Source organism: Enterobacter sp. 50793107, from assembly GCF_001463365.1.
In the GTDB taxonomy this organism is placed as follows: domain Bacteria; phylum Pseudomonadota; class Gammaproteobacteria; order Enterobacterales; family Enterobacteriaceae; genus Enterobacter; species Enterobacter cloacae.
Genome location: NZ_LNII01000166.1, coordinates 61,671 through 82,737 on the forward strand (window position 1 = coordinate 61,671; position 21,067 = coordinate 82,737).

Genomic DNA, 21,067 nt, shown 5'->3' on the forward strand with positions numbered 1-21,067 from the left:
ACCCACAAGATGATAAAGCCATGATGAAAGATTCGCTCTGCCGCATTATTGCGGGTGAACTTCAGGCCAGAGCCGAACAGGTAGAAGCTGCCGTTCGCCTGCTTGATGAAGGGAACACCGTGCCGTTTATTGCACGTTATCGTAAGGAAGTCACCGGCGGTCTGGATGACACGCAGCTGCGTAACCTGGAGACCCGTCTGGGCTACCTCCGTGAACTGGAAGACCGCCGTCAGGCAATCCTCAAATCCATCGGCGAACAGGGCAAACTGACCAGCGATCTGGAAAAGGCCATTAACGGCACCCTGAGCAAAACTGAACTCGAAGACCTCTATCTGCCCTACAAACCGAAGCGCCGTACGCGCGGGCAGATTGCAATTGAAGCAGGTCTGGAGCCGCTGGCCGAGCTGCTGTGGAACGAACCGTCACACGACCCGGAAACCGAAGCGGCCAAATTTATCGACGCTGACAAAGGCGTGGCAGACACCAAAGCGGCCCTTGATGGCGCACGCTACATTCTGATGGAGCGCTTCTCCGAGGATGCCGCCCTGCTCTCCCGTGTGCGTGATTATCTGTGGAAGAACGCCCACATCGTCTCTACCGTGGTGGCAGGCAAAGAAGAGGAAGGCGCGAAATTCCGCGACTACTTCGATCACCACGAACCGATTTCAACTGTGCCTTCTCACCGTGCGCTGGCCATGTTCCGCGGCCGTAATGAAGGCGTGCTGCAGCTCTCTCTCAACGCCGACCCGCAGTTTGATGAGCCGCCAAAAGAGAGCCACTGCGAGCAGATCATCACCGATCACCTCGGCCTGCGCCTGAATAACGCCCCGGCGGACAGCTGGCGTAAAGGCGTGGTGAGCTGGACATGGCGCATTAAGGTGCTGATGCACCTCGAAACCGAACTGATGGGCACCGTGCGCGAGCGTGCGGAAGACGAAGCAATCAACGTCTTTGCCCGTAACCTGCATGATCTGCTGATGGCCGCACCTGCTGGCCTGCGTGCGACCATGGGTCTCGATCCGGGTCTGCGTACCGGCGTAAAAGTGGCGGTGGTTGACGGTACCGGCAAGCTGGTGGCAACCGACACCATTTACCCGCATACCGGTCAGGCGGCGAAGGCTGCTGTAGTGGTGGCCGCACTGTGCGAGAAATATAACGTTGAGCTGGTGGCTATCGGCAACGGTACGGCCTCCCGCGAAACCGAACGTTTCTACCTCGACGTGCAGAAACAGTTCCCGAAAGTGACGGCGCAGAAAGTGATCGTCAGCGAGGCCGGGGCGTCCGTCTATTCTGCGTCAGAGCTGGCGGCCCAGGAGTTCCCGGACCTGGACGTCTCCCTGCGTGGTGCGGTCTCTATCGCCCGTCGTCTGCAGGATCCGCTGGCGGAACTGGTGAAGATCGACCCGAAATCCATCGGTGTGGGCCAGTATCAGCACGACGTGAGCCAGACGCAGCTGGCGCGTAAGCTGGATGCGGTGGTGGAAGATTGCGTAAACGCCGTGGGCGTGGACCTGAACACCGCCTCCGTTCCTCTGCTGACCCGCGTGGCAGGCTTAACCCGCATGATGGCGCAGAACATCGTTGCCTGGCGTGATGAGAACGGTCAGTTCCAGAACCGCCAGCAGTTGCTGAAGGTAAGCCGTCTGGGGCCGAAAGCGTTTGAGCAGTGTGCGGGCTTCCTGCGCATCAACCACGGCGATAACCCGCTGGATGCCTCAACCGTTCACCCGGAAGCCTACCCGGTGGTTGAGCGCATTCTGGCAGCGACTCAGCAGGCACTCAAAGACCTGATGGGCGACAGCAACGCGCTGCGCAACCTGAAAGCGGTCGATTTCACCGACGAGCAGTTCGGCGTGCCGACCGTGACCGACATCATCAAAGAGCTGGAAAAACCGGGCCGCGATCCGCGTCCTGAGTTCAAAACCGCGACCTTTGCCGACGGCATCGAGACCATGAACGACCTGCTGCCGGGCATGGTGCTGGAAGGCGCCGTCACCAACGTCACTAACTTTGGCGCTTTTGTCGATATCGGCGTGCATCAGGATGGCCTGGTGCATATCTCATCGCTCGCCGATAAGTTCGTTGAAGATCCGCATACGGTGGTCAAAGCGGGCGATATCGTGAAGGTGAAAGTGCTGGAAGTGGACCTGCAGCGCAAGCGAATCGCCCTGACCATGCGTCTGGACGAGCAGCCAGGTGAAACCAATGCGCGCCGCGGCAGTAACGGCGGTAGCCGTGAGCAGCAGCGCCCTGCCGCCAAAGGCGCGAAGCCGCGTGGGCGTGATGCGCAGCCTGCGGGTAACAGCGCAATGATGGATGCGCTGGCGGCCGCGATGGGTAAGAAACGCTAAGGTTGTAAATGCCCCTCACCCTAACCCTCTCCCCAAAGGGGAGAGGGAACTTGAACACCCTCTCCCTGTGGGAGAGGGTTGGGGTGAGGGGACAAATTATATCGCAAGAGATGAAACCGATTGCATATCCATATTTAAACCACCATTTATCACTCCGTTAACAAATACATTTATTATTCCCTGCCCCGTAATTCAGCAAATATTGAGCAAGGTCAAACAGGCCGTAAATTAATACGCTTAACAACATTCCGTCACAGTTTTCATATTGCTGATAAAAACTATTCTCATTATCATCCCATAGTAGATAATTTAACCTTCCGTGGAATCAGGCATTATGCAATTCACTCCAGACAGTGCATGGAAAATTACCGGTTTTACCCGCGAAATTAGCCCGGCCTATCGGCAAAAGCTGCTGTCGCTGGGCATGCTCCCCGGCTCGTCATTCCAGGTAGTGCGCGTGGCCCCGTTAGGTGATCCCGTTCATATCGAAACCCGGCGCGTGAATCTGGTACTGCGTAAAAAAGACCTCGCATTAATTGAAGTCGAAGCCTTATCCCAATAACAAGCCAGCGGTTTCAGTGAGTCGAAAACAATGAAAAAATTAACTATTGGCTTAATTGGCAATCCTAATTCCGGCAAGACAACGTTATTTAACCAGCTCACCGGTGCACGCCAGCGTGTGGGTAACTGGGCGGGCGTAACGGTTGAACGTAAAGAAGGCCAGTTCACCACGACAGACAATCAGGTCACCCTGGTGGATCTGCCCGGCACCTACTCCTTAACCACCATTTCGTCACAAACCTCGCTCGATGAGCAGATTGCCTGTCACTATATTCTGAGTGGCGATGCGGACCTGTTAATCAACGTGGTCGATGCATCTAACCTGGAACGTAACCTCTATCTGACGCTGCAATTGCTTGAGCTGGGGATCCCCTGCATTGTGGCGCTCAACATGCTCGACATCGCAGAGAAACAAAAGCTGCGTATCGACGTCGACGCCCTCTCCGCGCGTCTGGGCTGCCCGGTAGTGCCGCTGGTTTCTACCCGTGCCCGCGGAATTGACGCACTGAAGCTGGCCATTGACCGCCACGCGGGCAACGCCGACGTTGAGCTGGTGCACTATGCGCAACCGCTTCTGCGCGAAGCCGGTCTGCTGGCGCAGGAAATGGACAACAGCATGCCCGCCAGACAGCGCCTGTGGCTCGGCCTGCAGATGCTGGAAGGCGATATCTACAGCCGTGCCTATGCGGTCCATGCCGCAGACAAACTGGACGTGGCGCTGGCGCGTCTGAGCGATGAGCTCGATGACCCGGCCCTGCACATCGCCGACGCGCGCTATCAGGCCATCGCCGCCATTTGCGACGTGGTCAGTAATGCCCTGACTGCTGAGCCAAGCCGCTTTACGGCCGCCGTGGACAAGATTGTGCTTAACCGCTTCCTCGGTTTGCCGATCTTTTTACTGGTCATGTACCTGATGTTCCTGCTCGCTATTAACATCGGTGGCGCGCTACAGCCTATTTTCGATGCTGGTTCTGTGGCGATATTTGTCCACGGTATTCAGTGGCTGGGCTACACCCTGCACTTCCCGGAATGGCTGACCATTTTCCTCGCCCAGGGGATCGGTGGTGGTATCAACACCGTTCTGCCGCTGGTACCGCAAATCGGCATGATGTACCTGTTCCTCTCGTTCCTTGAGGACTCCGGTTACATGGCGCGTGCGGCTTTCGTGATGGATCGTCTGATGCAGGCCCTGGGTCTGCCGGGTAAATCCTTCGTCCCGCTGATTGTCGGCTTCGGCTGTAACGTCCCGTCGGTAATGGGTGCGCGCACGCTTGATGCACCCCGCGAACGTCTGATGACCATCATGATGGCGCCATTTATGTCCTGCGGGGCGCGACTGGCTATCTTTGCGGTCTTTGCCGCGGCCTTCTTTGGTCAGGAAGGGGCACTGGCGGTCTTCTCGCTGTATGTGCTGGGCATCGTGATGGCGATCCTGACCGGGCTCATGCTTAAACACACCATCATGCGCGGGGAAGCGTCGCCGTTTGTGATGGAACTGCCGGTGTATCACGTGCCGCATCTGAAAAGCCTGGCGATCCAGACCTGGCAGCGCCTGAAAGGTTTTGTGCTGCGCGCCGGTAAAGTGATTGTCATCGTCAGCATCTTCCTGAGCGCGCTGAACAGTTTCACCCTGAGCGGGCAGGCGGCGGATAACATCAACGACTCCGCCCTCGCCTCCGTGAGCCGCATCATTACCCCGGTGTTTAAACCGATTGGCGTGCATGAAGACAACTGGCAGGCGACCGTTGGCCTGTTCACCGGCGCGATGGCAAAAGAGGTGGTGGTCGGCACCCTGAACACGCTTTACACCGCTGAGAATATCCAGGAAGAAGAGTTTAACCCGGCGGCGTTCCACCTCGGTGATGAACTGCTCGGCGCGGTGGAAGAGACCTGGCAGAGCCTGAAAGACACCTTCAGCCTGAGCGTACTGGCGAACCCGATTGAAGCCAGCAAAGGCGACGGCGAAATGGCCACCGGTGCCATGGGCGTGATGAGCGAGAAATTTGGCAGCGCGTCAGCGGCCTACAGCTACCTCATCTTTGTCCTGCTCTATATTCCGTGCATCTCGGTGATGGGGGCGATAGCCCGTGAGTCCAGCCGCGGCTGGATGGGGTTCTCCATCCTGTGGGGCTTAAACATCGCCTACTCGCTGGCGACGCTCTTTTACCAGACCGTTAACTTCAGCCAGCATCCGCGCTACAGCCTGGTCTGCATCCTGGCGGTTGTGCTGTTTAACGTGCTCGTTCTCGGTCTGCTACGCCGGGCACGCAGCCGCGTCGATATCAACCTGCTGGCAAACCGTAAAACCGCCGCGACCTGCTGCAACAGCCCGGCGGGCGATTGTCACTAGGGGGAGCCATGGCATCGTTGATTCAGGTTCGTGATTTACTGGCGTTGCAGGGGCGTATGGAGGCAAAACAGCTGAGCCTCAGCCTGCATACGCCGCAGCCGATGATCGATGCCATGCTGGAAAGACTGGAAGCGATGGGGAAAGCCATACGTATTCAGGAAGAGCCGGACGGTTGTCTGTCCGGCAGTTGTAAACATTGCCCGGAAGGGAAAGCCTGTCTCAGGGAGTGGTGGGCACTTCGTGATTGAAGGCGATCAACGCTGAACAAAACTCGGCAGGATGCGAGATAAACGGCGCATGGGCCGCTTTGGCGATTGTCAGCGATTGACTCTCTGGCCACAGTTCATCCAGCAGTGGCACCACTTTGCGTGGAACCAGCCCATCCAGATAACCATAAATGCGCAGGTGCGGCACCGCCAGCGCGGTCATCGGCTCACGCAGGTCGACCGTTTTCAGTAATTCGAGTCCCCCGTTCAGCACCTCCACATCCGGCATCGGCAGCGACAGCACGGTTTGCTTCAGCAGACGGGCATCCTTACGGGCGCTCTCTGTCCCCATCGTCTGCAGGGCCAGGAAGCGTTCTACCGTTCGCTGGTAATCTTCGCTCAACTGCCGCTGGAAGTTGCTCAGTACGTCCGGCTTAATACCCGGCCACTCCTCCTGCGCACTGAAGTTCGGCGACGAGGCCACCGTTACCAGCGCCTGCACGCGTTCAGGGTTCGTTAATGCAACCTCACTTGCCACCAGCCCGCCCAGACTCCAGCCGAGCCAGATGGCCTGTTGCGGTGCGGCGGCCAGAACCTGCTGCGCCATTTCGTCAAGCGACATCGCCCCATAGCCCCGGCTGCGGCCAAAACCGGGTAAATCCACCAGATGCAGCGTGAAATGCGAGGCAAGTTCCTCATTTACGCAATGCCATACTTCCGCATTCAGTCCCCATCCGTGCAGCAGCACAAGATGGCGATTTCCCGTCCCTACGGTCTGCCACCACAGCGTCTTCATCAGTTACTGTTCTCTTTTTTACATGGAGGTTGTCTATGCTAACAGTGCCCGGCTTGTGCTGGCTATGTCGAATGCCACTTGCGCTGAGCGCGTGGGGAGTCTGTTCCGTCTGCACGCGTTCGCTGGCAAGCCGCATCACGACCTGCCCGCAGTGCGGTTTACCGGCGTACAGTCCACAGTTTCCCTGCGGTCGCTGCCTGAAAAAGCCACCACCGTGGAGCGCCCTGGTGGCGATCGATGATTACGTTCCACCGTTAAGCAGGCTTATCCACGCGCTGAAGTTTTCCGGCCAGATTGCGCTGGCTCGCCCTCTCGCCCGCCTGTTATTGCTGGCGGTGTTGCAGGCACGGCGCACGCGCGCGCTGCCGAAAGTGGATATGGTGCTGAATGTGCCCTTATACCGGCGCCGTCACTGGCGACGCGGCTACAACCAGAGCGACCTGCTCTGTCGCCCGCTCGCCCGGTGGCTCGGCTGTCAGTACCCAGCCGCTGCGCTGACGCGCCGCCATGCCACTGCCATTCAGCATCAGCTGAGCGCCCGGCTTCGCAAAAGGAACCTCAAAAACGCCTTTCGCCTTGAATTCGCCGTCAAAGGGCTCCATATCGCGATTGTGGATGATGTCGTCACCACAGGCAGTACCGTTGCTGAACTTTCCCGACTGCTTTTGCAAAGCGGCGCCGCGTCGGTTCAGGTATGGTGTCTGTGCCGTACCTTGTAGCCCTTCTCCAATGGGCGTATGATTATACCCAGGTAATTTAGTCAACTATTAGGCCAAAGCTATGATCCGTATTTCCGATTCTGCACAAGCGCACTTTGCCAAACTGCTGGCAAATCAGGAAGAAGGGACGCAGATCCGCGTGTTTGTGATCAATCCAGGCACTCCGAATGCAGAATGTGGTGTCTCCTATTGTCCGCCAGACGCGGTGGAAGCAACTGACACTGCCCTTAAATTTGACCAGCTCACGGCATATGTTGATGAGCTGAGCGCGCCGTATCTTGAAGATGCGGAGATCGACTTCGTCACCGACCAGCTGGGCTCGCAGCTGACGCTGAAAGCGCCAAACGCCAAAATGCGTAAAGTATCTGACGATGCCCCGCTGATGGAGCGCGTAGAGTATCTGCTGCAATCCCAGATCAACCCGCAGCTGGCCGGTCACGGTGGTCGCGTTTCCCTGATGGAAATCACCGACGAAGGCTACGCAATTCTGCAGTTTGGCGGCGGCTGTAACGGTTGTTCCATGGTCGATGTGACCCTGAAAGAAGGGATCGAGAAGCAGCTGCTGAACGAGTTCCCTGAACTGAAAGGCGTGCGTGACCTGACCGAACACCAGCGCGGCGAGCACTCTTACTACTGATTCATTGCCCGTCTGTATTGCCCGGTGGCGCTGCGCTTACCGGGCCTACAAAAATAGTGCGGTCTGATGCCCTCACCCCGCCCCTCTCCCACGGGAGAGGGTGAAAACATTAAAAACGGTAACCTTGCGGTTACCGTTTTGCGTTTACCTCCATATGTTGACCTGCGTCTCATAATTTAAATTTTGCCCTCCAGGGTGATTCTCAATCACGTCATGTTACCCGTATCATTCTCATGGGCACTAAACACACTCATAACAGCCGACTAAACTAAATAGTTTCCAAGGTATCAGTATTAGTGCCGTTAACCACTCTGTTCCCAGTTGGGACAACCGGAACGTGTCGTTGAAACAATGACGTTACCCATAACAATTCAAAGGCCAGGTAAATCATGCCATTAGTCATCGTTGCTATCGGTGTTGTGTTATTACTGCTCTTGATGATCCGTTTCAAAATGAACGGGTTTATCGCTCTGGTTCTGGTGGCACTTGCAGTCGGTCTGATGCAAGGGATGCCGCTGGTCAAAGTTATTAGCTCCATTAAAGCGGGTGTCGGCGGTACGCTCGGCAGCCTGGCGTTGATCATGGGCTTTGGCGCCATGCTCGGCAAAATGCTGGCGGACTGCGGTGGTGCACAGCGTATTGCCACCACGCTTATCGACAAATTTGGTAAGAAGAACATCCAGTGGGCAGTTGTGTTAACCGGTTTTACCGTCGGTTTCGCATTGTTCTATGAAGTGGGCTTCGTGCTGATGCTGCCGCTGGTCTTCACCATTGCGGCGGCGGCGAGCATTCCGCTGCTGTATGTCGGTGTGCCAATGGCAGCAGCGCTGTCCGTGACGCACGGCTTCCTGCCACCGCACCCGGGCCCAACCGCTATCGCCACCATTTTCCACGCCGATATGGGTAAAACCCTGCTGTTCGGTACGATTCTGGCCATCCCAACCGTGATTCTGGCAGGCCCTGTTTATGCCCGCTTCCTGAAAGGCATTGATAAGCCGATTCCGGAAGGTCTGTACAGCGCGAAAACCTTCACCGAAGAAGAAATGCCTGGCTTTGGCGTCAGCGTCTGGACCTCTCTGGTCCCGGTGATCCTGATGGCGATGCGCGCCGTGGCAGAGATGGTTCTGCCGAAAGGTCACGCGTTCCTGTCCGTTGCTGAGTTCCTCGGCGACCCGGTGATGGCCACGCTGATTGCTGTGTTGATCGCGATGTTCACCTTCGGCCTGAACCGCGGTCGTTCCATGGATCAGATCAACGACACGCTGACCTCTTCCATCAAAATCATTGCCATGATGCTGTTGATCATCGGCGGTGGCGGTGCGTTCAAGCAGGTTCTGGTCGATAGCGGTGTGGATAAATACATCGCGGCCATGATGCATGAAACCAACGTGTCGCCGCTTCTGATGGCCTGGTCTATCGCCGCAGTTCTGCGTATCGCGCTGGGTTCTGCAACCGTTGCGGCAATCACCGCGGGCGGTATCGTTGCGCCACTGATTGCCACCACGGGCGTCAGCCCTGAGCTGATGGTTATTGCCGTCGGTTCCGGTAGCGTGATTTTCTCACACGTGAACGATCCGGGCTTCTGGCTGTTCAAGGAGTACTTCAACCTGACTATCGGTGAAACCATCAAGTCCTGGTCCGCGCTGGAAACCATTATTTCGGTGTGCGGTCTGGTCGGGGTGCTGCTGTTGAATATGGTGGTCTGATGCCATAAGTCGGGTGGCGGCTTCGCCTTACCCGACCTACTCGCTCCATGTAGGCCCGGTAAGCGTAGCGCCGCCGGGCAATAAAAAACCCGCCACTGGCGGGTTTTTTATCACTTCTTCGCGACTGCTTTTCGCCGCTTATCCAAATCCTTAATCAGCCTGTTCACCCCGTCATCAGCAAACATCGTCTCAAGCGTGGTGGATAACTTGCGGCGCCAGTTCTTGTACTGATAGCTGGTGCCCGGGATGTTCACCGGCTCCGCCATATCAATCCAGTCTTCCGGCTGCAGGCCCAGCAGGGCGCTGTTGCTGTCGGCAATGTAGCGCTGCAATCCGCGGTTGAGCGTCGGCGTCATCGACATCAGCGACGCTTTATGCCCGGCGCGTTTCGGCAGACAGCCGTGCTTATGCAGTGCATCCAGCAGACCCTGCTTCGCCAGCTCGCGATCCTGATACAGGCCGCGAAGGACATCTTCATCCGGATAGAGACCCAGGGTTTTACCGAGCGTCAGATCGCCGCTTTCCCAATAGCCACGAAGCGTAGGAAGGTCATGCGTCGTCGCGACTGCCATTGACTGTTCAGGGTACGCTTGCGGCGCGCGGAAGGTTTTCTCATGGTCGTTTTCAAAATAGAGCACTTTATAGGAGTAAACGCCGCTGTCGCGAAGCTTACTGACGATTTCTACCGGCACGGTACCGAGATCTTCGCCGATCACCATGCACTGATGGCGCTTGCTTTCCAGCGCCAGGATCGACAGCAGATCGTCAACCGGATACTGAACATACGCCCCGTGATCGGCCGTCTCACCGTAGGGGATCCACCACAGGCGCAGCACGGACATCACGTGGTCGATACGCAGCGCGCCGCAGTTCTGCATGTTGGCGCGCAGCAGATCGATAAACGGCTCGTAGGCACGCGCCGCCATCACGTGCGGATCCATCGGCGGCAGGCCCCAGTTCTGGCCGAGCGGGCCCAGAATATCCGGTGGTGCGCCTACGGAGGCCTTCAGGCAGTACAGCTCACGGTCACACCAGGTTTCCGCCCCACCTTCTGCCACGCCAACGGCCAGGTCGCGATACAGACCGATCGGCATCTTATAGCCCTGGCTCACCTGCCAGCAGTCGGCAAACTGGCTGTACGCCAGCCACTGCAGCCACAGGTAGAAGTCCACTTCATCGGCGTATTTTTTACAGAACGCTTTGACTTCAGGCGTGTCGACGGATTGATACGCCTCCGGCCAGACCGGCCAGCCCCAGCGCATTTCGTCCTCTTTCACCTGATACGCATGCAGCGCATCGAACGCCGCCTGCCAGTAGAGGCTCTCGCCCTCCTGCGCCACAAACTGACGGAAGGCGGCCATCTCCTCGTCATCACGCTGAGAAAAGCCTTTCCACGCCAGACGCAGGGCAGCCATCTTCAGCGCCGTCACGGTGGAATAGTCCACCCAGTCTGCTTCGCGCGCCTGCTTCAGCGCCTGCTGAGTGGTGCTAAGTGCCCACCACGCCTGCGCTTCCGGGCTGTTTTTGAAATCGTCTAACGCATTCACGTCGATGTAAATCACGTTCAGCCAGCGACGGGACGACGGGCTGTACGGGCTGGCACTCTCCGGGTTAGCCGGATAGAGGGCGTGGATCGGGTTGAGGCCGATAAACGCGCCGCCGCGCTCCCCCACCGATGCCAGCATCTTTTTCAGGTCACCAAAATCGCCGATGCCCCAGTTGCTGTCAGAGCGCAGGGTGTAGAGTTGCACGCAGGCACCCCACAGCTTTTTGCCTTCGAGCAACGCCTGCGGCTCATAACAACGTTTTGGCGCCACGATCAACCGGCAGTGAAAGCGCAGCTCGTCCTGGGTGAGCGTTAGGGTGTGGTAACCCTCCGGCAGCTTCGCCGGAAGGGTGAGTGCTTTGCCGCCAGTGGCGTGACCCTTGTGCTGATGTCCCTCTTCGGTGGTCAGCAGCCAGGTAAACTCGCCGCGTCCTTCCACCGCCAGCGACATCTTTTTGCCCGCGGTGAAGACTTTAACGTTCGGTACCGGCGTGGCCGACGCTTTCGCGTCGGTTTTGTGCATGGCATCCAGCAAACGTCTTTTGGTGTCGGCGCCAATAGACTGTGGTTTGCCGTGAGCATTAATGTAACTAAGGCTGATCCCCGCCGCCTGCGCGGCACTGTCCAGACGTTTACTCTCCATCGCGCTTCCTTAGCGTTTTGCCTGCCAGATACGAGTCTGATAATCACGGATTGAACGGTCAGAGCTGAACATTCCGCAGCGGGCGGTGTTCAGAATGCACGCCCGGGTCCACGCTTCCTGGTCACGGTACAACACGTCGACCTGTTTTTGCGCTTCCACGTAGGCCGTGAAGTCCGCCATCACCAGATACGGGTCGCCGCCGTGTTTGTCCATGCTGTGCAGCATCTGGTCAAACGCATGCTTATCGCCATCGCTGTATTTACCGCTTTCCAGCTCTTTTAGCACCGCATCCAGCACTTTGTCCTTCTTACGCCATTTCACCGGATCGTAGCCTTTGGCCTTGAGGGCTTTCACTTCTTCAACGGTATGACCAAAGATAAAGATGTTCTCTTCTCCAACCTTCTCGGCAATCTCTACGTTCGCACCGTCGAGCGTACCAACAGTCAGCGCGCCGTTCAGCGCCAGCTTCATGTTGCCGGTACCAGACGCTTCTTTACCCGCGGTCGAGATCTGCTCGGAGATATCCGCCGCCGGGATCAGCATCTCTGCGGCAGAGACGCAGTAGTCCGGCAAGAACACCACTTTCAGCTTGTCGCCCACTTTCGGATCGTTGTTGATAGCCTCCGCCACTTTATTGATGGCGAGGATAATGTTTTTCGCCAGGTAGTAGCCCGGTGCCGCTTTCGCGCCGAACAGGAACACGCGCGGCACACGGTCAGCCTGCGGGTTCTCGCGGATCTCTTTGTACAGCGCGAGGATATGCAGCAGGTTCAGGTGCTGACGTTTATATTCGTGCAGACGCTTAATCTGGATGTCGAAAATGGCGTTCGGGTTAATCTCGATCCCGGTACGCGCTTTCACAAACGCCGCCAGACGCACTTTGTTATCCCGCTTGATGGCGCGGTACTGTTCGCGGAATTTCGCGTCGTCCGCGTATTTTTCCAGGTTGATCAGCTGGTCCAAATCGTTGGCCCACTCTTTCTTCAGCGTTTTGTCCAGCAGACCGGCCAGCAGCGGGTTGCACTGTTTGATCCAGCGACGCGGCGTGATGCCGTTAGTTACGTTATGGAATTTGGTCGGCCACAGCTGGTGATATTCCGGGAACAGGTCTTTCACCACCAGATCCGAGTGCAGCGCCGCCACACCGTTCACCGCAAAGCCGCTCACCACGCACATATTTGCCATGCGCACCTGTTTGTCATGCACCACGGCCAGCTTCGCCCAGACCGCTTTGTTGCCCGGCCAGGTTTTATCAACCAGCGTTTTAAACTGGTCGTTAATCTTGTTGATGATCTGCATATGGCGCGGCAGCAGCGTTTTCACCAGCTTCTCGTCCCAGCACTCCAGCGCTTCTGGCATCAGGGTGTGGTTGGTGTAAGCAAAGGTGCGGCTGGTGATCGCCCAGGCATCATCCCAGCTCAGCTGGTGCTCGTCGATCAGCACACGCAGCAGTTCAGGAATAGCGATGGTCGGGTGCGTGTCGTTAAGTTGAATCACTTCAAAGTCAGGCAGCTGTGCCAGCTTGCGGCCCGCCAGGTGGTGACGACGCAGAATATCCGCCACGGAGCAGGCGCACTGGAAGTACTGCTGCATCAGACGCAGTTTCTTGCCCGCCAGATGGTTGTCGTTCGGGTAGAGCACTTTGGTCAGCTTCTCGGCGTCGATGCCCTGCTGTTCGGCACGCAGGAAATCGCCGTCGTTAAATTTGGTCAGGTTAAACGGATGCGCATGCTTCGCCTGCCACAGACGCAGCGGTTGCGCCACGCCGTTACGGTAACCGAGCACCGGCAGGTCCCAGGCTTCGCCGATAAACGTAAATGCCGGTTCCCAGAGACCCTGTTTTGATACTTTACCGCCAATGTTCACCTGCACATCCAGCTGCGCGTTGTGGCGGAACCACGGGTAGGTGTTACGGTGCCAGTCGTCCGGCGCTTCCATCTGATGCCCGTCTGCAAATGACTGACGGAACAGACCGTATTGATAGTTCAGGCCGTAACCAATGGCCGACTGCCCAACCGTTGCCATCGAATCGAGGAAACAGGCCGCCAGACGTCCCAGACCACCGTTGCCCAGCGCCGGGTCAATCTCTTCTTCCAGCAGGTCGGTCAGGTTAATGTCGTGTTCTTTCAGCACATCCCCAACCTCCTGATACCAGCCGAGGTTCAGCAGGTTGTTGCCGGTCAGACGACCGATCAGGAATTCCATCGAGATGTAGTTGACGTGGCGCTGACCTTTTACCGGTTTTGCCAGAGGTTGAGCATCCAGCTGCTCTGCGAGCGCACCGCTCACCGCCTGCCACCACTGGTGAGGCGTCATCTCGTTTGCAGCATGAAGGCCAAAACGCTGCCACTGACGCGTCAGGGCAGCCTGGAATTGAGCTTTGTTGAAGGTAGGCTGTGACATAGGGGATCGGCATCCTTTAGAAAGAAAACACAAGTTGGCGCTAGTGTGCCTGGCTCATTTCTCCTCTTCCTCCTCCCGCAGGGGATTAGGCAGGGAGGAGTAGCGGGGATGAGCATAAAAGTGTGATCGAGGCCACTCTGAGAGCATAGTCGGAGTGTTTCAGGAAGATAAAAAGATAACCGGGAAGCGTGTCAGGAAAATGAAATGCAGTTTCGGGTGAAATTAAAACGCGCTGAAATGATTACTTACGTAGAATAATATTTCTGCAACCGGGTCAGACGAAGAAGATTATTAATTTCACTAAACTTTACCCCGCGTTTATTAAATTTGACGTCACTATACCTTTCTGAAACCAGTTTCAGCGCAGCCGCAGCACAGCCATACAAGCCAGCATTGACGCGGCATCACAGCCCTTTCCAGAAAGTTCCATCATCTCTCTGAATGTTTTGTGACAGAGTGCAAATTCAGAGCCACCAAAACCAGACATAACTTGCAATAGTTCTCTTTCTGGCCGACCTTATATCTATTAATTACGAAGCGCAAAAAAAATAAATTCTCTCGTTCCCCACAGTGAAGTGAAACCTATGTTGATTCCGTCTAAATTAAGTCGCCCGGTTCGTCTTGACCATACAGTGGTCCGCGAGCGTCTGTTGGCTAAACTTTCCGGCGCGCATAATTTCCGACTGGCGCTGGTTACGAGCCCTGCAGGTTATGGAAAAACAACGCTCATTTCGCAATGGGCCGCAGGTAAAAGCGATCTTGGCTGGTACTCCCTTGATGAGGGCGATAACCAGCAAGAACGTTTTGCCAGCTATCTGATTGCCGCCATTCAGCAGGCCACCAACGGGCACTGCGTGGCCAGCGAAGTGATGGTGCAAAAGCGCCAGTACGCCAGCCTGTCCTCCCTTTTCTCTCAGCTGTTTATTGAACTGGCTGAGTGGCACCGCCCGCTTTACGTGGTCATTGATGATTATCATCTGATCACTAACCCGGTGATCCATGAGTCCATGCGCTTCTTCCTGCGCCATCAGCCGGAAAACCTGACCCTGGTGGTGCTGTCGCGTAACCTGCCGCAGCTGGGCATTGCCAATCTGCGCGTGCGCGATCAGCTGCTGGAAGTGGGTAGCCAGCAGCTGGCCTTTACCCATCAGGAAGCCAAACAGTTCTTCGACTGCCGCCTGAACTCACCGATTGAGGCCGCTGAAAGCAGCCGCCTGTGCGACGATGTCGCCGGTTGGGCGACAGCGCTGCAGCTGATTGCCCTCTCCGCCCGGCAAAACAACAGCCCGACACATCAGTCCGCGCGTCGCCTGGCGGGGATCAACGCCAGCCATCTTTCTGATTACCTGGTGGATGAGGTGCTGAACAGCGTCGATCCTTCGACCCGCCATTTCCTGCTGAAGAGCTCCCTGCTGCGTTCCATGAACGACGCGCTGATTGTGCGCGTGACTGGCTGCGAAAACGGTCAGCTGCAGCTTGAAGAGATTGAACGCCAGGGGCTGTTCCTGACGCGGATGGACGATCCCGGCGAATGGTTCAGCTATCACCCGCTGTTTGGCAGTTTCCTGCGCCAGCGTTGCCAGTGGGAGCTGGCGACTGAATTGCCGGACATCCACCGGGCTGCCGCTGAGAGCTGGATGGCGCAAGGCTTCCCGAGCGAGGCTATCCATCATGCGCTCGCCGCCGGTGATGCCGGCATGCTGCGCGATATCCTCCTCAACCACGCGTGGGGGTTGTTTAACCACAGCGAACTGACGCTGCTGGAAGAGTCGCTGAAAGCGCTGCCGTGGGAGAGCCTGCTGGAGAACCCGCGTCTGGTGCTGCTACAGGCCTGGCTGATGCAGAGCCAGCACCGCTACAGCGAAGTGAATACCCTGCTGGCGCGTGCCGAGCAGGAGATGGAAAGCGATATGGATACCACCCTGCACGGCGAATTTAACGCCTTGCGGGCCCAGGTAGCAATCAACGATGGCGATCCGGAAGAAGCAGAGCGGCTGGCGATGGTCGCGCTGGATGAGCTGCCGCTGGCCAATTTCTACAGCCGCATTGTGGCGACGTCGGTACACGGCGAGGTACTGCACTGCAAGGGTGAGCTGACGCGCTCCCTGTCGCTGATGCAACAAACCGAACAGATGGCCCGCCGTCATGATGTCTGGCATTACGCGCTGTGGAGCCTGATCCAGCAAAGCGAAATTTTATTTGCTCAGGGATTCCTGCAGGCGGCCTGGGAGAATCAGGAAAAGGCGTTCCAGCTGATTCGCGAACAGCATCTTGAACAGCTGCCAATGCACGAGTTCCTGTTGCGTATTCGCGCCCAGCTTCTGTGGGCGTGGTCACGCCTGGATGAAGCAGAGAGCTGTGCCCGTCAGGGCGTAGAGGTGCTTTCCGGCTTCCAGCCGCAGCAGCAACTGCAGTGCCTGGCCCTGCTGGTGCAATGCTCGCTGGCGCGTGGGGATCTGGATAATGCCCGCAACCACCTGAACCGTCTGGAGAACCTGCTCGGCAATGGTCAGTATCACAGCGACTGGGTTTCGAACGCCGATAAGGTGCGGGTGATTTACTGGCAGATGACGAGTGATAAGAAATCCGCCGCCAACTGGCTGCGCCAGACGCCAAAACCTGAATTTGCAAATAACCACTTCCTGCAAAGCCAGTGGCGAAACATTGCCCGCGCGCAGATCCTGCTCGGTGAGTTTGAACCGGCTGAGATTGTGCTGGAAGAGCTGAACGAGAACGCCCGCAGCCTGCGTCTGATGAGCGATCTCAACCGTAACCTGCTGCTGCTTAACCAGCTCTACTGGCAGGCCGGGCGTAAAAATGATGCCCAGCGCGTGCTGCTGGAGGCGTTGCAGCTGGCGAACCGTACCGGGTTTATCAGTCACTTTGTGATTGAGGGCGAAGTGATGGCTCAACAGCTGCGTCAGCTTATTCAGCTCAACACGCTGCCGGAGCTGGATCAGCACCGCGCCCAGCGTATCCTGCGCGAGATTAACCAGCACCATCGCCACAAGTTCGCCCACTTCGACGAGAACTTCGTTGAACGCCTGCTGAACCATCCGGAAGTGCCTGAACTTATTCGCACCAGCCCGCTGACGCAGCGCGAATGGCAGGTGCTGGGGCTTATCTATTCAGGCTACAGCAATGAGCAGATTGCCGGTGAGCTGGCGGTGGCGGCAACCACCATCAAAACGCATATCCGCAATCTGTATCAGAAGCTGGGCGTGGCGCACCGTCAGGATGCGGTGCAGCATGCGCAGCAGTTGTTGAAGATGATGGGGTATGGGGTGTAGGTTTGTGCGGGCTGATGCCCTCACCCCGGCCCTCTCCCACAGGGAGAGGGAGAAAGGCGTCTCAACATAACTCTAACTGCACATTATTATCTTTAATCACCTGCATCACGCCCGCCGGTGGCATCACATCGGTATAAACCGCATTTACCATGCTGATGCTGCCCATGTTGACCATCGCGTTACGGCCAAATTTGGAGTGGTCCACCACCAGCATCACGTGACGTGAGTTTTCAATGATCGCGCGCTTGGTGCGCACCTCGTGATAATCAAACTCCAGCAGTGAGCCGTCGCTGTCGATGCCGCTGATCCCCAGAATGCCGAAGTCGAGACGGAACTGAGAGATAAAATCGAGCGTCGCTTCACCAATGATGCCGCCGTCGCGGCTGCGCAGTTCGCCCCCGGCGAGGATGATGCGGAAATCATCTTTCTGCATCAGGGTATTGGCCACGTTCAGGTTGTTGGTCACGATGCGCAGGTTTTCGTGATCCAGCAGCGCATGGGCGACCGCTTCAGGCGTGGTGCCGATATCAATAAACAGCGTCGCCCCGTTGGGGATTTGGCTCGCCACTTTACGGGCAATGCGCTCTTTCTCTGCCGTCTGCGTGGCTTTGCGGTCATGCCACGAGGTGTTAACCGAACTGGACGGCAGCGCCGCCCCGCCGTGATGGCGCAAAATACGGTTTTGATCGGCAAGATCGTTCAGGTCGCGGCGGATGGTTTGTGGGCTGACGGCAAACTGTTCCACCAGCTCTTCGGTGCTGACGTATCCCTGTTTTTTTACCAGTTCGATAATGGCGTCATGACGTTGTGTTTGTTTCATGAAATATCCCTGGGAATTATGTTCGTTTTCGCGCATGGAGCGTGTCGGCAAACGCCATTGCCAGCCCGACGGCCAGCCCGGTGACGTGTGCACCATTGGCGATAGACATACCAAACAGATCAAACCATCCGGCAATTAGCCATATTAACGCAAAGGTTATCAATCCGCGCTGCAGATAGATGCCACTTTCGGGGTCGCGTTCGCCTCTGAGCCAGACATAGCCCATCAGGGCATACACCACGCCGGATAAACCACCGAACCACGGGCCGCTGAATTTATGCTGCACATAGCCGCTCAGCAGAGCGCTGATAAGGGTGATAACAATCAGCTTGCCGCTGCCCAGACGCTTCTCCACCGCGCCACCGAGATACCACCACCACAGCAGGTTAAAGAGAATATGCATCACCGAGAAGTGCATCAGCGCGTGGGTGAAATAGCGCCAGACGTCAAAATCGAGAGACGGGTCGTACGGCCACGCAAGCGCGATCATCACGCTCTGGTCGCCCACCACGTTCATAATGATGAAGACGATAATGCAGGCCGCCATCAGTAGCAGCGTAAACGGACCTGCGCGCTCGCGAATGGTGGCAAGGAAGGGGAAGCGCCGATAGTGCAGTCCGCTCCCCGTCTGCCCCGACTGCCAGCTCGCGGCGAGATAGCGGGGGTCGCCGGGATTCTCAAGAAAGCGGGCCAGTTCCGCATTCACGCGATCGGCCTGGCTTTCATCCGCCAGCCAGACATCGGTTTTCGTGTGCTGCTGAACGGTCAGGATGATGCCCTGGGTTGCCATATAGTCGACAAACGCCTGGGCGACGCGCGGATTGGTAAAAGAGGTGATCATCAACATGGGCGGCGGTCGCTTATTTCCACACAAAAGGGGACAGTATAGCGGGATCAGCGCTCAAAAGCGTATTCCACTTCTGCCGGGAAATGACGATGCCAGGCATCGAAACCGCCGTCGACGCTGTAGACCGCATCATAGCCCTGCTGAATAAGGTACTGCGCCGCACCTTTGCTGCTGTTGCCGTGATAGCACATCACCATCACCGGCGTATCGAAGTCGTTATCGCGCATAAACGCGCCCAGCGTATCGTTGGTGAGGTGGAACGCACCCGGGGTGTGGCCCATCGCAAAACTCTGCGGATCGCGGATATCCACCAGCACCGCCGTTCCCTGGTGCATCTTCTGGTGGGCTTCTTCTACGTTAATACATTCAAACTGATCCATGGTGTTCTCTTTCTGTTGTTCAGGTTGGGTGCGCTCTGATGCCCTCACCCCAGCCCTCTCCCACGGGGAGAGGGAGAAAAGTTAGTCGCACTATTTTACCCCGTAGTGTACGTCCTGGCGGCGGGTAAACGCCATTATGTTATCCATATCACTCTAAATTGTTTTTTTGATGTTACCAAAAGCGCGTTCCTTTGCTATTATGAGCGATATCGAACATTTCTGAGCTTTAACGAAAGTGCGTGAGGGTGTTATGGAAACCAAAGATCTGATTGTGATAGGCGGTGGCATCAACGGTGCCGGTATTGCGGCAGACGCCGCAGGACGCGGATTATCCGTACTGATGCTGGAAGCTAACGACCTCGCCTGCGCGACGTCGTCCGCCAGCTCCAAACTGATTCACGGTGGCCTGCGCTACCTGGAACACTATGAATTCCGTCTGGTCAGTGAAGCGCTGGCCGAACGTGAAGTGCTGCTGAAGATGGCACCGCACCTGGCCATCCCGATGCGCTTCCGCCTGCCCCATCGCCCGCATCTGCGTCCGGCGTGGATGATTCGAATCGGTCTGTTTATGTACGATCATCTGGGTAAACGCACCAGCCTGCCGGGTTCAAACGGTTTGCGTTTTGGCTCAGAATCGGTCCTTAAGCCTGAAATCGTGCGCGGTTTCGAATATTCCGACTGCTGGGTGGACGATGCGCGTCTGGTGCTGGCTAACGCACAGATGGTTGAGAAGAAAGGCGGCGAAGTGAAAACCCGCACCCGCGCCACCGCTGCGCGCCGTGAAAACGGCCTGTGGATCGTCGAAGCGGAAGACGTGGATACCGGCGAGAAGTTCAGCTGGAAAGCGCGCGGTCTGGTGAACGCCACTGGCCCATGGGTGAAACAGTTCTTCGACGAGGGGATGCATCTGCCATCTCCGTACGGTATCCGCCTGATCAAAGGCAGCCACATTGTGGTACCACGCGTGCACACCCAGAAGCAGGCCTACATTCTGCAGAACGAAGACAAGCGCATTGTGTTTGTGATCCCGTGGATGGACGAATTCTCCATCATCGGCACCACCGACGTGGAGTACAAAGGCGATCCGAAAAACGTCGAGATCGACGAGAGCGAAGTGAACTACCTGCTGAAGGTGTATAACGCGCACTTCAAGAAACAGCTGTCCCGCGATGACGTGGTCTGGACTTACTCCGGCGTGCGTCCGCTGTGCGATGACGAATCTGACTCACCGCAGGCGATTACCCGTGACTATACGCTCGATATTCACGACGTGGACGGTCAGGCACCGCTGCTCTCCGTGTTTGGTGGCAAGCTCACCACCTACCGTAAGCTGGCCGAGCACGCGCTGGAAAAACTGGCGCCGTACTACAAAGGCATTGGCCCGGCATGGACCAAAGGCGCGGTACTGCCTGGCGGTGATATCGGCGACAACCGCGATGATTACGCCGCGAAGCTGCGTCGTCGCTATCCATTCATCACGGAAGGCATGGCGCGCCACTATGCCCGTACCTACGGCAGCAACACGGAATTGATCCTGGGTGACGCGAAAGAGATTGCCGACCTGGGCGAACATTTTGGCCACGAGCTGTACGAAGCCGAACTGCGCTATCTGGTGGAACATGAGTGGGTTCGCCGTCTGGATGATGCCATCTGGCGTCGTACCAAAGAGGGTATGTGGCTGAATGCCGAACAGCAGTCGCGTGTGGCGCAGTGGTTGCTGCAGCATGCGGGGAAGCGTGAGCTGTCGTTGGCGTCGTGATGTAAAAAAGCCGGGTGGCGGCTCCGCTTTACCCGGCCTACTCGATCCCGTAG

Annotated in this window: 15 protein-coding genes; 9 read left to right on the forward strand and 6 right to left on the reverse strand. The window is 57.0% G+C overall.

Annotation, left to right across the window (positions count from 1 at the left end):
- Positions 1 to 20 precede the first annotated feature (20 nt).
- From APU11_RS23655 to feoC, 4 genes are all read left to right on the forward strand, one after another.
- Entirely contained in the window at positions 21 to 2,351 is a 2,331-nt protein-coding gene (locus APU11_RS23655) for a Tex family protein (RefSeq protein WP_013099091.1), read from the forward strand.
- A 334-nt stretch (positions 2,352 to 2,685) separates the two neighbouring features.
- The gene (feoA, locus tag APU11_RS23660; protein ID WP_010436417.1) at positions 2,686 to 2,913 is read left to right on the forward strand and encodes a ferrous iron transporter A; all 228 of its coding nucleotides are present in this window, start codon (positions 2,686 to 2,688) and stop codon (positions 2,911 to 2,913) included.
- 30 nt (positions 2,914 to 2,943) lie between these two features.
- On the forward strand, positions 2,944 to 5,262 hold the full coding sequence (gene feoB / locus APU11_RS23665; RefSeq protein WP_058650514.1) for a Fe(2+) transporter permease subunit FeoB: 2,319 nt from the start codon (positions 2,944 to 2,946) through the stop codon (positions 5,260 to 5,262).
- An 8-nt stretch (positions 5,263 to 5,270) separates the two neighbouring features.
- On the forward strand, positions 5,271 to 5,510 hold the full coding sequence (gene feoC, locus APU11_RS23670) for a [Fe-S]-dependent transcriptional repressor FeoC (RefSeq protein WP_013099093.1): 240 nt from the start codon (positions 5,271 to 5,273) through the stop codon (positions 5,508 to 5,510).
- Here feoC and bioH read toward each other — a convergent pair.
- On the reverse strand, positions 5,482 to 6,264 hold the full coding sequence (gene bioH, locus APU11_RS23675; RefSeq protein ID WP_060578731.1) for a pimeloyl-ACP methyl ester esterase BioH: 783 nt from the start codon (positions 6,262 to 6,264) through the stop codon (positions 5,482 to 5,484). The genes feoC and bioH overlap by 29 nt on opposite strands.
- 35 nt (positions 6,265 to 6,299) lie before the next feature.
- On the opposite strand from bioH, the gene gntX reads away from it, so the two are divergent.
- The 3 genes from gntX (at position 6,300) to gntT (ending at position 9,326) form a co-directional block, all read left to right on the forward strand.
- The gene (gene gntX, locus APU11_RS23680; RefSeq protein ID WP_038420751.1) at positions 6,300 to 6,983 is read left to right on the forward strand and encodes a DNA utilization protein GntX; all 684 of its coding nucleotides are present in this window, start codon (positions 6,300 to 6,302) and stop codon (positions 6,981 to 6,983) included.
- Positions 6,984 to 7,044: 61 nt separating this feature from the next.
- Positions 7,045 to 7,620: a Fe-S biogenesis protein NfuA gene (gene nfuA, locus APU11_RS23685; RefSeq protein ID WP_013099096.1), complete on the forward strand. Its 576-nt coding sequence runs from the start codon at positions 7,045 to 7,047 to the stop codon at positions 7,618 to 7,620.
- 389 nt (positions 7,621 to 8,009) lie between these two features.
- Positions 8,010 to 9,326 (forward strand): gluconate transporter, encoded by a 1,317-nt coding sequence (gene gntT / locus APU11_RS23690; protein WP_013099097.1) that lies wholly within the window; start codon positions 8,010 to 8,012, stop codon positions 9,324 to 9,326.
- A 110-nt stretch (positions 9,327 to 9,436) separates the two neighbouring features.
- On the opposite strand, the gene malQ is transcribed toward gntT, so the two are convergent.
- Both malQ and malP read right to left on the reverse strand, forming a co-directional pair.
- Complete coding sequence (gene malQ, locus APU11_RS23695) at positions 9,437 to 11,515, reverse strand: 4-alpha-glucanotransferase (RefSeq protein WP_023619865.1); 2,079 nt, start codon at positions 11,513 to 11,515, stop codon at positions 9,437 to 9,439.
- A 9-nt stretch (positions 11,516 to 11,524) separates the two neighbouring features.
- Positions 11,525 to 13,918 carry a maltodextrin phosphorylase gene (malP, locus tag APU11_RS23700; protein WP_023619866.1) on the reverse strand — a complete coding sequence of 798 codons (2,394 nt, stop codon included), beginning with the start codon at positions 13,916 to 13,918 and terminating at the stop codon, positions 11,525 to 11,527.
- A gap of 584 nt (positions 13,919 to 14,502) precedes the next feature.
- Between malP and malT the strand changes: the two genes are divergently transcribed.
- On the forward strand, positions 14,503 to 17,208 hold the full coding sequence (gene malT, locus APU11_RS23705; protein ID WP_038985030.1) for an HTH-type transcriptional regulator MalT: 2,706 nt from the start codon (positions 14,503 to 14,505) through the stop codon (positions 17,206 to 17,208).
- Positions 17,209 to 17,269: 61 nt separating this feature from the next.
- Here the strand turns inward: malT and APU11_RS23710 are convergent, their stop codons facing one another.
- Genes APU11_RS23710 through glpE form a run of 3 tightly spaced genes read right to left on the reverse strand, consistent with a single transcriptional unit; the run spans position 17,270 to position 19,255 of the window.
- Positions 17,270 to 18,028: a DeoR/GlpR family transcriptional regulator gene (locus APU11_RS23710; RefSeq protein WP_013099103.1), complete on the reverse strand. Its 759-nt coding sequence runs from the start codon at positions 18,026 to 18,028 to the stop codon at positions 17,270 to 17,272.
- Positions 18,029 to 18,044: 16 nt separating this feature from the next.
- Positions 18,045 to 18,875 carry a rhomboid family intramembrane serine protease GlpG gene (glpG, locus tag APU11_RS23715; protein WP_013099104.1) on the reverse strand — a complete coding sequence of 277 codons (831 nt, stop codon included), beginning with the start codon at positions 18,873 to 18,875 and terminating at the stop codon, positions 18,045 to 18,047.
- A gap of 47 nt (positions 18,876 to 18,922) precedes the next feature.
- Positions 18,923 to 19,255, reverse strand: a complete 333-nt coding sequence (gene glpE, locus APU11_RS23720; protein ID WP_014833569.1) for a thiosulfate sulfurtransferase GlpE — start codon at positions 19,253 to 19,255, stop codon at positions 18,923 to 18,925.
- 250 nt (positions 19,256 to 19,505) lie between these two features.
- Between glpE and glpD the strand changes: the two genes are divergently transcribed.
- Positions 19,506 to 21,014: a glycerol-3-phosphate dehydrogenase gene (gene glpD / locus APU11_RS23730; protein WP_020687762.1), complete on the forward strand. Its 1,509-nt coding sequence runs from the start codon at positions 19,506 to 19,508 to the stop codon at positions 21,012 to 21,014.
- Positions 21,015 to 21,067 lie beyond the last annotated feature (53 nt).

Coding starts and splice junctions, on each gene's coding strand:
- APU11_RS23655 (WP_013099091.1), top strand. CDS start 21: ATGATGAAAGATTCGCTCTGCCGCATTATTGCGGGTGAACTTCAGGCC.
- feoA (WP_010436417.1), top strand. CDS start 2,686: ATGCAATTCACTCCAGACAGTGCATGGAAAATTACCGGTTTTACCCGC.
- feoB (WP_058650514.1), top strand. CDS start 2,944: ATGAAAAAATTAACTATTGGCTTAATTGGCAATCCTAATTCCGGCAAG.
- feoC (WP_013099093.1), top strand. CDS start 5,271: ATGGCATCGTTGATTCAGGTTCGTGATTTACTGGCGTTGCAGGGGCGT.
- bioH (WP_060578731.1), bottom strand. CDS start 6,264: ATGAAGACGCTGTGGTGGCAGACCGTAGGGACGGGAAATCGCCATCTT.
- gntX (WP_038420751.1), top strand. CDS start 6,300: ATGCTAACAGTGCCCGGCTTGTGCTGGCTATGTCGAATGCCACTTGCG.
- nfuA (WP_013099096.1), top strand. CDS start 7,045: ATGATCCGTATTTCCGATTCTGCACAAGCGCACTTTGCCAAACTGCTG.
- gntT (WP_013099097.1), top strand. CDS start 8,010: ATGCCATTAGTCATCGTTGCTATCGGTGTTGTGTTATTACTGCTCTTG.
- malQ (WP_023619865.1), bottom strand. CDS start 11,515: ATGGAGAGTAAACGTCTGGACAGTGCCGCGCAGGCGGCGGGGATCAGC.
- malP (WP_023619866.1), bottom strand. CDS start 13,918: ATGTCACAGCCTACCTTCAACAAAGCTCAATTCCAGGCTGCCCTGACG.
- malT (WP_038985030.1), top strand. CDS start 14,503: ATGTTGATTCCGTCTAAATTAAGTCGCCCGGTTCGTCTTGACCATACA.
- APU11_RS23710 (WP_013099103.1), bottom strand. CDS start 18,028: ATGAAACAAACACAACGTCATGACGCCATTATCGAACTGGTAAAAAAA.
- glpG (WP_013099104.1), bottom strand. CDS start 18,875: ATGTTGATGATCACCTCTTTTACCAATCCGCGCGTCGCCCAGGCGTTT.
- glpE (WP_014833569.1), bottom strand. CDS start 19,255: ATGGATCAGTTTGAATGTATTAACGTAGAAGAAGCCCACCAGAAGATG.
- glpD (WP_020687762.1), top strand. CDS start 19,506: ATGGAAACCAAAGATCTGATTGTGATAGGCGGTGGCATCAACGGTGCC.